The 14,362-nt window shown below is 50.2% G+C and carries 9 protein-coding genes; 4 read left to right on the top strand and 5 right to left on the bottom strand.

Features of this window, described 5'->3' with window-relative positions:
• Positions 1-220 precede the first annotated feature (220 nt).
• From C7379_RS07270 to C7379_RS07285, 4 genes are all read left to right on the top strand, one after another.
• Positions 221-3,220 carry a SusC/RagA family TonB-linked outer membrane protein gene (locus C7379_RS07270; protein ID WP_116616724.1) on the top strand — a complete coding sequence of 1,000 codons (3,000 nt, stop codon included), beginning with the start codon at positions 221-223 and terminating at the stop codon, positions 3,218-3,220.
• A 14-nt stretch (positions 3,221-3,234) separates the two neighbouring features.
• A complete protein-coding gene (locus tag C7379_RS07275; RefSeq protein WP_116616691.1) occupies positions 3,235-4,854 on the top strand; it encodes a RagB/SusD family nutrient uptake outer membrane protein in 1,620 nt (539 codons plus the stop codon).
• Positions 4,855-4,881: 27 nt separating this feature from the next.
• On the top strand, positions 4,882-6,471 hold the full coding sequence (locus tag C7379_RS07280) for a SusE domain-containing protein (protein WP_116616692.1): 1,590 nt from the start codon (positions 4,882-4,884) through the stop codon (positions 6,469-6,471).
• Between the two features lie 110 nt (positions 6,472-6,581).
• A complete protein-coding gene (locus C7379_RS07285; RefSeq protein ID WP_116616693.1) occupies positions 6,582-8,348 on the top strand; it encodes an alpha-amylase family glycosyl hydrolase in 1,767 nt (588 codons plus the stop codon).
• Positions 8,349-8,870: 522 nt separating this feature from the next.
• Here C7379_RS07285 and C7379_RS07290 read toward each other — a convergent pair.
• The 5 genes from C7379_RS07290 to C7379_RS07310 all read right to left on the bottom strand — a co-directional run bounded on the left by C7379_RS07290 (position 8,871) and on the right by C7379_RS07310 (position 14,355).
• Entirely contained in the window at positions 8,871-9,983 is a 1,113-nt protein-coding gene (locus tag C7379_RS07290; protein WP_116616694.1) for an efflux RND transporter periplasmic adaptor subunit, read from the bottom strand.
• A gap of 100 nt (positions 9,984-10,083) precedes the next feature.
• Positions 10,084-11,328, bottom strand: coding sequence for an ABC transporter permease (locus C7379_RS07295; RefSeq protein ID WP_116616695.1), 1,245 nt, complete (start codon positions 11,326-11,328; stop codon positions 10,084-10,086).
• A 40-nt stretch (positions 11,329-11,368) separates the two neighbouring features.
• Positions 11,369-12,628 (bottom strand): ABC transporter permease, encoded by a 1,260-nt coding sequence (locus C7379_RS07300; protein ID WP_116616696.1) that lies wholly within the window; start codon positions 12,626-12,628, stop codon positions 11,369-11,371.
• 9 nt (positions 12,629-12,637) lie between these two features.
• A complete protein-coding gene (locus C7379_RS07305) occupies positions 12,638-13,357 on the bottom strand; it encodes an ABC transporter ATP-binding protein (RefSeq protein WP_116616697.1) in 720 nt (239 codons plus the stop codon).
• 47 nt (positions 13,358-13,404) lie between these two features.
• Positions 13,405-14,355 carry a thioredoxin-like domain-containing protein gene (locus C7379_RS07310; protein ID WP_116616698.1) on the bottom strand — a complete coding sequence of 317 codons (951 nt, stop codon included), beginning with the start codon at positions 14,353-14,355 and terminating at the stop codon, positions 13,405-13,407.
• Between the last annotated feature and the right edge of the window lie 7 nt (positions 14,356-14,362).

Consider the following 14,362-nt stretch of genomic DNA (forward strand, 5'->3'; position numbering starts at 1 on the left):
CAATTTTTACTTTAATCAATGCAAACGATTGCACGCCAATAACCTCAAATTTGCTGTTAAAAAATATCAAGCTATCCAAATAAGGGCTATTTTTGCAATATCAATCGATGCTAACAGAGAAACAATCATCCCAAAATCAGCAACCTAAACAACAATTCGCGGATGGGGTGACTACCTTTAGACGAGACAACAACTTAATATAAACTTAAAAACCAAAATGATGAAGCAGGAAAAATTCACATTTCCGCTGAGAATACTAACACTTTTGTGTGTGTTGGTTCTTTCAGCAAGTGCCTTTGCGCAGCAAATCGTTGTGAAAGGTCATGTAAAAGATGAGACCGGCGAACCGATCATTGGCGCCACCGTTAGAATTGCAGGGCAAACGGGTGGAACAGTGACCGATATTGACGGTAACTTCACACTCAACGCCGATCTCGGCACTACAATCTCTGTAAACTTTATTGGCTATGAGGTAGCGGAAGCTCCTGCAGCCGCCAAAATGGTCTTCACACTGAAAGAAGCAAAGAGTGAATCTCTCAACGAAGTGGTGGTGATAGGTTATGGTAGAGTGAAAAAGAACGACCTGACAGGTAGTGTCACCGCATTGAACGCAGAGAAAATGGTTAAGGGTGCCGTAACCTCCGCAAGCGACATGCTGGTAGGAAAGGCTGCCGGCGTGAGCGTTATAACAGACGGTGGAGCACCGGGCGCTGGGGCTACAATACGTATTCGTGGCGGCTCGTCCATGTCGGCGTCTAACAACCCATTGGTGGTGATTGACGGAGTGCCCGTGGACGATGGCGACATCAACGGTATGGCCAACCCTCTGAGCACCGTTCACCCTGACGATATCGCCACCATGACCATCTTGAAAGATGCGTCGGCAACGGCTATCTATGGTTCGCGCGCATCTAATGGCGTGATTCTTATCACCACCAAGAAAGGCAAGGCCGGTGGCATCCAGGTAGGCTACAGTGGTTCTGTGAAGGTGAGCACCCACGCCAAAGAGGTGGATGTAATGTCGGCCGACAACTTCAAGAACTTTGTTGTATCCAAGTTTGGCAAGGGAAGCATGCAAGCAAACGCGCTTGGCAAGGCCAATACCAACTGGCAGAAAGAAGTGTTGCGCACATCGTTGAGCACCGACCATAACGTCAACGTATCTGGCTCGGTGGCCAATTTGCCTTACCGTGTGTCGTTGGGCTACACCAATGAGAACGGTATCGTGAAGACATCAAACATGGAGCGTTTCACGGGCGCGATCAACTTGAGCCCGCAACTCTTTGACAAACACCTCAGCGTGCAGCTGAATCTCAAAGGCATTTACAACACAAACCGTTTTGCAGATCTTGGCTCTTTGGGCATGGCGACACAGTATGATCCCACACAGCCCATCTATATGAAAGATTCAAAGTATGGCAACGGCTATTTCATGTATCTCAAGAAGGACGGAAAGCCCATTGATATTGCGTTGGCTAATCCCGTCTCCATACTCACGGACAAAAGTGACAAGTCAAAAGTATACCGTAGCATCGGTAACGTTCAACTTGATTATAAGTTCCATTTCTTGCCCGAACTGCGCGCGAACCTCAACTTAGGATATGACGTTTCTAAAGGAACGGGTGACGTAGTGACCGTGGACAACTCGCCCATGTCGTGGACTTGGGGCAATTTCAAGAAAGGATTTGGTGAGAATAGCAGCTTCTGGCAGCTCAAACGCAACACGCTGATGGAATTCTACATGGACTATTCCAACACTTTCGGCGCTCACTTCATCGACGCAATGGCCGGTTATTCATGGCAGCACTTCTATCGCTCAGAATGGACTAAGTACCCATATTCTGCGGCCAAGGCCAAGGAATACGGCAAAGAGTTCTACAAAGGCGAGGAAGACCTTGTCACGGAAAACTATCTCGTGTCTTTCTTCGGACGCGTAAATTACACCTTGTTAGACCGTTATCTCTTGACGTTCACACTGCGTAACGACGGTTCCTCGCGTTTCAACAAGAACAACCGCTGGGGTGTTTTCCCATCCCTGGCTTTGGCTTGGCGCATCAACGAGGAGTCTTTCTTGAAAGACACACAATGGCTTAACGACTTGAAACTGCGTTTGGGATACGGTGTGACAGGTCAGCAGAACCTCAATAGCGGTGACTATCCTTATATGGCACGCTACGCTTACTCACAGCCCGGAGCCAATTACTACTTCGGTGACAAGCGCATACAGCTCATCGCCCCATTGGCATACGACGAGAATTTGAAGTGGGAAGAGACCACTACCTATAACGCCGGCCTCGATTTTGGCTTCTTGAAAGGCATGATTTCGGGTACGTTGGATTTCTATTACCGCAAGACCAACAACTTGCTGAACACCGTAACGGCACCTGCCGGCACCAACTTCAGTAACGAAATATTGACCAATGTGGGCACGTTGGAAAACAAGGGCGTGGAACTTTCGTTGACAGCGCACCCCGTTACAACCAAGGATTTCCAGTGGACACTGGGTTACAACGTGTCGTACAACAAGAACACCATCACCAAACTTACATTCAACGACGACCCCAAATACAAGGGCGTGATACACGGTGGCATTGATGGCGCTACAGGCTACAACATTCAAATCAACTCTGTTGGCAAGCCATACAACTCATTCTACGTGTTTGAGCAGATGTATGATGAGAACGGAACTCCTATCGAGGGGGCTTACGTGGACCAGAACAACGACAACAAGATAGACGAAGCCGACCTTATTCCTTACAAGAAATCGGCTCCAGACGTGTACATGGGCTTGACATCGCAGATGAATTACAAGAACTGGGATTTGTCGTTCGCGCTTCGCTCGAGCATCGGCAACTATGTGTACAACAACACACAGTCTAACCGTGAGGCATGGGACGGCTCACAGATGTACGACCAGTCAGGCTTCTTGAAGAACCGCCTGAACTCCGCTGCCAACAAGAATTTCCATATGGGACAGTACCGTAGCAGCTACTACGTGCAGAGAGCCGACTTCGTGCGCATGGACAACATCACGCTCGGCTACACTTTCAACAAGCTGTTCACCGACAAACAAAGCGCGCGCCTGTATCTCACCGTGCAAAACCCGTTTGTCATCACCAAGTATAGTGGCATTGATCCTGAAATCAGCGGCGAAGGAATAGACAACAAGATCTATCCGAGACCTATCTCGTTTATGTTTGGTTTCAATTTCAAATTCTAAATAGCAAGTAAAAAATGAAAACATATCATATAAAAAAATCGTTGTTCTTGCTCTTCACAGGAGCGTTGATGGGAACGACATCGTGCGTAAACGACTTGGACACTCAGCCTTTGGACAAGGACGAATTGGTTTCCAATGTGGTGTTCAAGGCCAATATAAAGGAATATACCCAGAGCCTCGCTAAAATTTATGCGGGCATGGTAATCGGTGGAAACAAAGGTGGAGACGCCGAGCAAGACGTCAAGGGTATAGACGGAGGCTCGCAGGCTTCTTTTATACGCGTGCTATGGAACATGCAGGAACTGGCATCCGACATGGCCCATTGTGCATGGAACGACCCTGGAATCCCCGACTTTAACCATCTTTCTTGGGATTCGTCAAGTCCATGGATCAAGGGTTCGTATTACCGATTGGCCTACCAAATCAACTTGGCCAACGCTTTCCTTCGTGAGACCACCGATGACAAACTCAGTAGCCGCGGTTGTAGCAATGAGGTGAAAAATACTATTAAGGAGTATAGGGCCGAGGCTCGATTCCTGCGTGCGCTCACTTACATGTACGCTTTGGATTTGTATCGCAACTATCCGTTCTTTGACGAGAACAGCCCGATAGGCAGCAAAGGCCCCAAGCAAATCATGAAGAAAGACCTCTTCAATTACGTGGAGAAAGAATTACTCGAAAGCGAGAAAGATCTCTTGTCCCCAGTCGTGGGTTACAATCCCAATTACGGACAGGCCAACAAGGCCGCCGCGTGGGCTGCCCTGTCACGTTTGTATCTCAATGCCGAGACCTACGTGGGAGAGAAGAAGTACACAGAGTGCATCACTTATTGCAAGAAGATTATCAATGCTGGCTATGAGTTGGAACCCAAATACGCTGACATGTTCAAGGCTGACAACGACCATTCCAAGGAAATGATTTTCCCACTCCGATACGAGGGTGCCGAGACCATGACATGGGGAGGCATGACAGCTCTGCTATGCTGGGGAGCAGCTCAATTCCAAGAAGAGACCAACGCCAAAGGCGCTTGGCAAGGCGTGCGCGCCAAATCGTCTCTGCTCAAGCTATTCACCAACGAGAAAAAACATGAGGAAGACACGCGCTTTGCCATGCTACGTTTGGATGGAACAAAGAACGTGGAGATTGTCAAGGAAGGCGACTTCAAGGACAACGGTATTCCCGTGACCAAATTCTACAATATAAAAAAGGATGGCAAGAAGCCCGCATCCAACGAGGCTTACGTTGACTTCCCATTGTTCCGATTGGGCGAAATCTACCTGAACTTGGCCGAGGCGGTTCTCCGTGGAGGCACAGGTGCCACAAAGAACGAGGCCATGAACTACCTGAACCAGCTGCGCAAGCGCGCATACAAGGACAAGACCGCGGCGCCAATAGATGACAACAACTTCACGTTGAAGTTCTTGCTTGACGAGCGCGGACGCGAACTCTTCTTTGAGGCACAACGTCGCACAGATCTTGTGCGGTTTGATAAATACACTACCAACGACTATGTATGGCCTTGGAAGGGCGGCGTGGCCGAAGGAAAAGGTGTGAATGACAAGTATAAGGTATTCCCATTGCCTTCAGACGACATTGGCTCCAACCTCAACTTGAAACAGAACGATGGTTATTAATGGATAAACTGATTAAAACTAAAGATCATGAAATTAAAAAATATATTATTCCTCGCAGCTGGTTTCTTGGCTATGACATCGTGCTCTGACGATATCACCACGCCAGTACTCAAGCTGCAACAAGCCGCGAAGCTCAACGCTGTCAACCCAGCCGACATCACCTTCACGCAAGCAAACAGTGCCGAGGCTTTTCCCAAGATAAGCTGGGAAAAGGCCAATTACGGCAAAGGGGCAGTGGTGGAATATACTGTCACCATTACCAACAACGAGAACAAGAAGAGCGTCGTGGCTGGCGTAACAGAAGACACAAAGCTCACATTCACCAACGACGGCATGAACTCGCTGTTGGCCAAGGTTGGCGCCTACCCCGGCCACACATACGATTTCACCGTGTCGCTCAAGTCTTCGGCATTCAAGACGATGACCAACGACGCGCAGAACACTGTCAACTTCAAGGCCACGCCTTACGACCCTAACACCGTGAGCATCAACTGGAAGTATGCATACGTGGCTGTGGGTTATCCAGAGTGGGATTATTCCAAGGCTTATCTCCTTGGCGACCCCGACGGCGACGGCACTTACCAAGGTTGGGTACAGTTTGACGAAGAATGTACTTTTGCTGTCGTGGATGGCAAAGACATTACCAAGGTACTTGCCAAAGACCAGAAGGTTGATGCAAAGCACAAGGGATTTGTGGAGATTACGCTCACACCCGAAGGCAATGTGACCATCGGACAGCCCTGTGAATGGGGCATGATTGGTGAAGCTACATCTGGAGGATGGACCAAAGACACCAAGATGGAGTACGACAAAGACACTCGTATGTGGACGGCAATCACACCGTTGACAGATAAAGAGTTCAAGTTCCGTGCCAATGAGGGTTGGGATATCAACTACGGTAGCGACCCAACAAATCCCGAAGTGCTATCCAAGGGAGGCAACAACCTCAAGGTGGCTAAGACACACGCATACATCGTGAAGCTCAATTTGACCACCGCTGGCAAGTACACCTACACCATGGAAGAGACCGACATCGAGATGTCGAGTGCCGAACTTTCAGTGCCTGGCTCTTATCAGGGTTGGGATCCTAAAGCAGAAACTGCTTACAGACTCAACTCAAAGAGCCGCGACTTCCAATACACGGGCATCTATTACTATCCTGCCAACACCGAGTTCAAGCTCTACGATGACGGCAAATGGCTGGGAAGCGTAGGCGAAGTGAAATGGAACGACACCAAGACCAAGGCAGAGTTTGCCCTTGGCGATGGCGCCAACATCAAGCTCACCGAAGGTGGCTGGTATCGCATCACAGCTAACACCAAGAAGATGCTTGCCTCCATTGCCAAGACAGGATGGGAGATTATCGGCGACGCTACCCCCGGTGGATGGGACAAGGGACAACTGATGACCTACAACCCCAAAACCAAGAAGTGGTCTATCACCATAAAGATGAAAGATGGTGAGTACAAGTTCCGTTGGGATGCCTCATGGGAAAAGAACTTCGGTGGTGCCTTGACGGGCCTTACCCAAGGTGGGGGAAACATCAAGATTGGTGCGGGTACCTATCTCATCGAACTTGACCCCGAAGCCAAAACCGCTACCGTGACAGAGAAATAAGCTGCCGCGGGAGACAAACAAACTTCTAACAAGGCGTACTCCCACATCTTCCGGGGGTGCGCCTTTCTTGTAGACACGCATCATTTCAATCCACCTAACAAATACAAATCATGAAACATTTTTATTCCATTCTTGTCCTATTGCTATCGCTTTGCGCCAACGCCGGCGCACAGGGCTGGCCCGCCAACTACAAGGGCGTGATGTTGCAAGCGTTTTATTGGGACAGCTACAGCGACACGCAGTGGACCAATCTCGAGAGCCAGGCCGACGAGCTGTCGCAATATTTCGACCTGATATGGGTGCCGCAGTCGGGCTATTGCAACGAGACGTCCATGCAGATGGGCTACGCGCCTATATGGTGGTTCAACCACAAGAGCGCGTTTGGCACCGAGGACCAACTGCGCTCGATGATCAAGGCTTTCAAGGACAAAGGCACGGGCGTCATTGAGGACGTGGTCATCAACCACCGAAAAGGCAACAATAACTGGTGCGACTTTCCCGAGGAGACATGGAAAGGGCAAACCATGCACTGGTCGCTGGCCGACATCTGCCAAAACGATGATGGCGGAAACACCAAGCGAAACGGCTACGACGTGTCGGGAGCGATGGACACCGGCGACGACTTTTCCGGATGCCGAGACCTTGACCACACCTCGGACAACGTGCGAAAGAACGTGAAACTATACTTGCAATTTCTCAAAGAGGAACTTGGCTACACCGGTTTTCGTTACGACATGGTGAAGGGTTTCGCCGCAAAATACATTGGCGAGTATAATGCTTCGGCCCAACCCACCTACTCCGTGGGCGAATACTGGGACGGAGATCCCGCCAAACTGAAAAGCTGGTTAGACGGCACCAAGGTAGATGGAAAGATACAGAGCGCGGCATTTGACTTCGCACTGAAATATTACATCAACGACGCGCTCGGTGGCGGCCAATGGAACCGTCTGGACGGCGACTGCCCAGCCAAGGCCCCCGCATACAGCAGGTACGCCGTGACCTTCGTAGACAACCACGACACCGACCGCGACAACAACCGGCTCACGGCCAACTACATAGCCGCCAACGCCTACATCATGGCCATGCCAGGCACCCCCTGCGTGTTTCTCACCCATTGGAAACAGTACAAAACCCAACTCAAGAAGCTCATCTTGGCGCGCAAAGCTGCCGGCATTTCCAACCAAAGCGCCATCCTCAAGTCCGAGCGACATGGCAACGGCTATATCGTGAACGTGCAAGGCGAGAAAGGCAACGTGCTATTGGCCTTGGGAACACCCGACAGCTATGACGCCAACGGCTACAAAATAGCCGTGGAGGGTGATGGCTATAAATACTATGTGGCCAACAACGTGGACATTTCGGCCGTTCAGGCTATCGCCGACGAGGAGCCGCAAGCATTCACGCCGCCCACGTTCTGCACCATCGACAAAGACGAGCGATGCGCCTTCTTCGAGGCCCCGAGCTTCTGGACAGGCACCGTGAGCTGCTGGCAGTGGGACCAAAAAGCCAACTACACCGGTGGCGCATGGCCTGGCGTGGCCTGCCGGTACGTAGGAACGACCAAGGCTGGCAACAAGGTTTACAAATGGAGTTGGAACAAGCAGACCAAGCCTGCCAACAACCCCGACGCCGGCATCATCTTCAACTGTGACAACGGAAGCAAGCAAACCGCCAACTTGGAATTTGTTAACGGCGGCTACTACGACAACTACTCCGGCGCCAAGCCCAAAGGCATCGTTACCACACCCACGGGCATCAAGAAGGTGCATGGCTCGCAAAACGTTGATGGCTGGTACACCATCGGGGGCGTAAAAACAAACAAGCCCACCCATAAAGGCGTGTATATCCACAACGGCAAGAAAGTGATCGTGAACTGATTGTAAACGTACCTCACGATAACATTCTATCTGTATACTGGGCGACTGGCTACCATGCCAGTCGCTTTTTTATGCCCTCGACATCACGCCACACAGGGAGGAAAAAACACAAGTGCGCCGCACATTTTTGTAAAGATATTTAGGTAGCCCACGTTTAAGTACTAATCATGCTGCGATTAGGCATTAATCGCAATGCGTTTAGGCACTAATCACGTCGCGATTAAGCATTAATCACATCGCGATTAAGCAGCAATCGCAAAACCAACCCATTTTTATCAAAACAGGAAAATGACGAATTTTCCATTTCCTTCTGATACATAGGCAATTAAATAAGGATAATGTTTTTGCCGTTTCAGAACGGAAACGACTCAAAATGTCCCCATGTACAAAATATGGGAAAGTTTATGTCAAATTATTTCCTATCTTTCATTCTGTTACCAAAAGAGTAAACTTACCTTAGGGTAAACATAAAAAAAGGATTTCTCGACCCGCGAACGCTTGGCCTCGAAATCCTTTCTCAATTTATTTTTCATCCTCTGTCTTCACCACCTTGGGTCCGCGCACCTTCTCGTTTTTCCTCAGCCCACTCTTTATTTGGATGTTGATGCCATCGCTCAGCCCCGTCACCACTTTGCGGCGGGTATACGTCTTGTTATCGGCCGTGCCACCAACGACATATACATAAGTGTTAGTGCCCTCAAACTCGATGGCGCTCTCCGGCACGGCAAGCACGCCCCTCGCCTCCTTCAGCACAATCTCCGCGTTGGCGCTATAGCCCGAGCGTATCTTCGTGCCACTCGTCCCATGCACCGCCGCCTTAATCTCGAACTGGTTGGCGCCATTGTTTTCCACGGCCTTGGGCGAGATATATTCCAGCGAGGCAGCGAGCTTGTCGCCCTCCATAGCGCCAACGGTAATTTTCATAGGCATGCCCACGACAATCTGCCCCACCTCGGTCTCGTCCACGTTACCTCTAAAAATCAGGTCGCCCATGTTGGCCACCGACGCGATGGTGGTACCATCGTTGAACGTGTTGGACAGAATGACGGTGTTTCCCACCTTGACAGGAACGTCGAGGATAAGGCCGCTGATGGTGGACCGAATGAGCGTGCTGCTGGTATTGGCGTTTTGCGCCGACACGCCGTCACGCACCACCTGCAAGTTATCGTTGGCGGCCCGCACCTCCTCCTTGGCTTGCAGGTATGCCTTGCGCACTTGGTCATAGTCGTTGCCAGCTATCAACCCTTTGTCGTAGAGCGTTTTTTGCCGGTCGTAGTCCACCTTGGCTTGGCTCAGCACAATCTTTGCCGAGCGCACTCTCGCCTGCGCCGAGCTGAGCATGTTCATGTCGGGAATGACCTTCACCTTGGCTATCACCTCTCCGGCTGTCACCATGTCGCCTGCCTCTTTGTATATATTGGTGATGATACCCGATATTTGTGGTTTGACGTTCACCTCGTTGCGAGGCTCAATCTTGCCAGTCACCACCGCGGTTTTGCGCAGGTCTTTCATGGTGGGCACAAACTCCTCGTAGGCCACCGGCTGCGGCCTGCTCTTTTTCCAGAGGAATACGAATGTTCCGATAAAAATAAGCAGCACCAACGCCGCAATGATAAATTTGAAGTATTTTTTCATCACCGATTATGAGTTATATGTTTTATAATTACATGTTATGAATGTGAAGCGTGGAATACAGAGGCTCGATAATTGTGAATTAAGAATTATTAATTGTGAATTATTCATCTCTCATGGCATCCACCGGCTTTATGCTCATGGCCCTGATGGCAGGCGCGAGACCGGCCACCACGCCCAGCACGATGAGGAAAGCCAACGCTCCGAGCGCGGCCCAGAATCCTATTTGGAAATGGGCCGCCATGATGCCGTCATTGGTATTGGCCACCTCGAGCATTTGCAAGACGAACACAGCGAAGAGTATGCCGCTCATGCCGGCCACCGTGGCGAGCGCGATGCTCTCCGAAACAATTTGCGACAGTATCATCTTGGGCGTGGCCCCGATGGCTCGTCTGATGCCTATCTCGGTGGTACGCTCGCGCACCGTAACCATCATGATGTTGGAGACACCGATGCCTCCGGCCAGCAACGTGCCTATACCGACCAGCCAAATCAGGAAGTTGACACCCTCGAACAGGCTGTCCACCATGCCAAACATCACCTCAGTATTGAAGACCGAGATGGCCTTTTCATCGGTCGGGTCAACGCGATGCGCCCTCCCGATGACATTGCGCAGCGGTTGCGCCAAGTTGCTCATGGTCACACCAGGTTTTCCCGTGACACAAATGAGGTGTACCACATCGCCCAAATTATAGAGCCGTTGCAAAATGGTTAGCGGAATAGTGACACTTTCTTGCGCGTTGCCATTGATGTTCATGTTTCCCGGACTGTAATCCACGCCCACCACGTTGAAATACAAAGAGTCTACACGCAGCAGCTGTCCACATGGGTCTCCACCGTTGGGAAAGAGCGACTTGTAAACCTTCTTGCCTATCACGCACACCTTACGGTCTCCCGCAATGTCCATATCATTGAGGTATCGGCCATATAAAATGGTCGGTTCCTCCACTTTGGCATATTCCGGATAGACACCCTTGACGTTAGCCACAAACTTCTTGTCGCCAGCGACGACGGTTTTCCCCCACTCTGTCACCAATGGGGTCACTATGTCCAACTCGGGCACATTGGCGCGCAATCTCTCCACATCCTTATAAGTCATGTCCCATTGACGCCCCTTGCGGAAGCCCTCATAAGGCTTGGTTGTGGGCTGAGCGAAAGTGAAAGCGGAGTTTGTGGCAAACCCTTGGAAGTTTTTAGCCAACAACTCTTCCAGCCCATCGCCACCACCAATGAGCACCACCAACATGAACACTCCCCAGAAAACACCAAACCCTGTGAGGAACGAACGCGTCTTGTTTCGGGTGAGCGTATCCAATATTTCACGATATGTGTCAATGTCAAACTTCATAGTTCGTACTTTGTTGCTATCATTATTGCCATGCCTTGGCTCATTCGGCTCTCAACGCGTCGATAGGTTTGATGTGCGCCGCGCGCCGCGCCGGTACCATCCCTGCGATGGTTCCGGCCACAATCATCACCAACGTGGCCTCCAAACAAACACCTAATCCCACCGTGGGATTTAGAAATATGGTCATCTCAAACAATCCCGAGTCGACCGTCTTTGACCCTGCGGTGGCATCCAAATAGGCATTGGCCCCAATGCCAAGGAGCATGCCTATGTATCCGAAAAAGGTGGTGATGATGACGCTCTCGACAATGATGAGCCGAAGGATGGACCATGGCGTGGCTCCGATGGCCTTGCGCACGCCAAACTCTCGGGTGCGCTCCTTGACGGTAATAAGCATGATATTACTCACGCCGACGATACCCGATAGCAGCGTGAAGATGCCAATGATCCACAAAGCGGTACGGATAATGGACATGCCTGTGTTCATTTGGAGATTTTGGGTAAACCTGTTCCAAATCCAAATGGCGTTATCGTCATCGGGAGCCGCATTGTGGTTGGCGTTCAAATCGGTTGTGTAGCTCTTCTCAAAATCCTCGTTTTCCTGCACGCTGTTCAGTCCGTCGAAAGAAAAAATGATGTTTTCCACTTTGTCACCACGGTTATATATGGTACGAACTGTGCTGAAAGGACAGTAAAACAGGGTGTTCATCTGGCTCATGTCGCTTTTGTAAATGCCAACGATTTGAAACGCGAAGTTGTCCACCTTGACTTCCTTTCCCACCAAGGTGGCTATGTCGCCATCCACCAATTCCTTAGCTTGGTTCTCGCTGATGACCATCGCCTTGCGCCTCTGGTCATTGTCCATGTCGTTGACAAAGCGTCCGTGCAACATCTCTATCTTATTGATGTGCATCAGGTTGGGATAAACACCACATATCGTTCCACTGACATAGTTATTGCCATAAGACACTTGAATGTCGCTCTGCATGACCCGTGCACCCAACTCCCTGACCACATTGGCGTACTTGTGCTTAGTGGTTTGCATGTCCCTGTCGTTGAGCGTGATTTCCCTTCCTTCGTTCATGCCGTCGTAAGCCTTGGACGTTCGCCCACCGCTCACTTGCATAGAGTTGGCCAAAAAGTTAGACGAATTGTGCTCGACAGCATTAATAAACCCGTTGCCGGCACCCAAGAGGAAGATTATCATGAATATTCCCCATGCCACGGCAAAGCCTGTCAACACAGTGCGCAGCCTGTTGCGGCGTGCCGTTGCCCATATTTCTTCGAGAATGTCAAGCATACCAGTCAGCTATTTCATCAGTCCATTCAATCCGAATGGCGATGCGTTGTGTTCAAGGTTCTCTTCTATTTTGCCTATCATGCCATCCTTGATATGCACTATTTTGTTAGTCTCGTTGGCCACACCACTCTCGTGTGTCACCACGACAATGGTCTTTCTCTCGTCCTTGTTTAGTCTCTTGAGGAGTTTCATCACCTCCACACTCGTCTTGGAATCGAGCGCGCCGGTAGGCTCATCGGCCAAGATGACTTTAGGATTGGTGATGAGCGCGCGAGCGATGGCCACCCGCTGCTTCTGGCCTCCGGACATCTCGTTGGGATAATGGTCGGCCCAAGGCAAAAGCTCCAAACGCTCAAGGTACTCCAAGGCCAGCTGATGCCGCTTGCGTCGCGACACGCCTTGGTAGAGCAACGGCAACTCCACGTTCTCCACGGCGGTCTTGAAGCCTATGAGATTAAAACTCTGGAAGATAAAGCCTATGAACCTGTTGCGGTACTCGGCACTTCGCTTCTCGCTCAAATTCTTGATGAGCGTGCCTGCCAACACATATTCGCCGCTATCATAGTTGTCGAGAATGCCGAGGATGTTGAGCAACGTCGACTTGCCCGACCCGGACGCTCCCATGATGGAAACGAACTCACCCTCCTCGATGTCAAGGTCAATTCCCTTGAGCACATGCAGTGGCTGGGCGCCAAAATAGGTCTTGTTTATATCCTTTAAATGTATCATCGCTGTATTTGACGAGCCGGAACGGCAAAAGGTTGCAGCCCCGCAAACTATTTAAGATTATATCTAAAGGTCTGGCGAAGTTTTATCCTGACCGGTTTGCCATTCCACATTCCCGGCTTCCACACAGGCATTTTTTTCAGCACGTTATAGGCTTCTTTGGCAAAAGCAAGCGATATAGCCTTCTTCAGCTCTTCTTGTTTGAAGGTGGTCAGCTTATCAAATTTAGCGCGATTGTAGTTTGAGATAGTGCAATCCACGGCCTTAAAATTACCACAATTGCCGTTTTCGTCCACCTCAAGCATCATGATTACCTTTCCCTCCGCCCCATATTGTATCGCTATATCGGGATATTTGAGATTGTCGGAAACAAATTTTTGTCGCGCCACTTCTCCACCGGGAAACTCCGGGGCGTCAGGCGTAGCCCAGCATTTATTATCTTCAATCTCTCGCTTGTCTATCAAACCATTCTCACTCAACTTGCGAAGTTCGTTTTCCACTTTATCCAACACCACCGTACCAAGCAGCACCTTGCCGTCCGGGTCTATTATATAATAGGTGGGAATCCAGTTCACATGGTAGTCTTGGTCTATCTTGGTGCCCTTCTTCCATTTTCTCAACTCACTGTGATGCAGCCATCGCATATCATTCTTGCGTATGCAATTGACCCACGCTTCGCGGTCGGTGTCGAAAGAAACGCTGACAAACGCCACACCCTTTGAATTGTATTTGCCGTGTATTTCTTTCACGCGGGCTATGTCTTTGCGACAATCAGGGCACCACGAAGCCCAAAAATCGAGCACCACGTAATGTCCGCGGAGACTGTCAAGCGAAATGTTTGAAACGGAGACTGGATTGCGAATGGTGAAATCGGGAGCCACCGTGCCTGGCCGAAGCAGGTCGGCAGCATACTTTACATCAGGGTCTTCAACATTGCCTTGGGCGTTCGTCATAACAACACCAGTCAACAAAAGCATGGTCATCAATAACAACCTTTTCATAACTTAA

Origin of the sequence: Hallella colorans, from assembly GCF_003096815.1 — a bacterium.
Taxonomy (GTDB): Bacteria; Bacteroidota; Bacteroidia; order Bacteroidales; family Bacteroidaceae; genus Prevotella; species Prevotella colorans.

What these genes read in the sequence shown, in the direction of transcription:
- C7379_RS07270 (WP_116616724.1), top strand. Translation starts at nt 221, where the DNA reads ATGAAGCAGGAAAAATTCACATTTCCGCTGAGAATACTAACACTTTTG.
- C7379_RS07275 (WP_116616691.1), top strand. Translation starts at nt 3,235, where the DNA reads ATGAAAACATATCATATAAAAAAATCGTTGTTCTTGCTCTTCACAGGA.
- C7379_RS07280 (WP_116616692.1), top strand. Translation starts at nt 4,882, where the DNA reads ATGAAATTAAAAAATATATTATTCCTCGCAGCTGGTTTCTTGGCTATG.
- C7379_RS07285 (WP_116616693.1), top strand. Translation starts at nt 6,582, where the DNA reads ATGAAACATTTTTATTCCATTCTTGTCCTATTGCTATCGCTTTGCGCC.
- C7379_RS07290 (WP_116616694.1), bottom strand. Translation starts at nt 9,983, where the DNA reads ATGAAAAAATACTTCAAATTTATCATTGCGGCGTTGGTGCTGCTTATT.
- C7379_RS07295 (WP_116616695.1), bottom strand. Translation starts at nt 11,328, where the DNA reads ATGAAGTTTGACATTGACACATATCGTGAAATATTGGATACGCTCACC.
- C7379_RS07300 (WP_116616696.1), bottom strand. Translation starts at nt 12,628, where the DNA reads ATGCTTGACATTCTCGAAGAAATATGGGCAACGGCACGCCGCAACAGG.
- C7379_RS07305 (WP_116616697.1), bottom strand. Translation starts at nt 13,357, where the DNA reads ATGATACATTTAAAGGATATAAACAAGACCTATTTTGGCGCCCAGCCA.
- C7379_RS07310 (WP_116616698.1), bottom strand. Translation starts at nt 14,355, where the DNA reads ATGAAAAGGTTGTTATTGATGACCATGCTTTTGTTGACTGGTGTTGTT.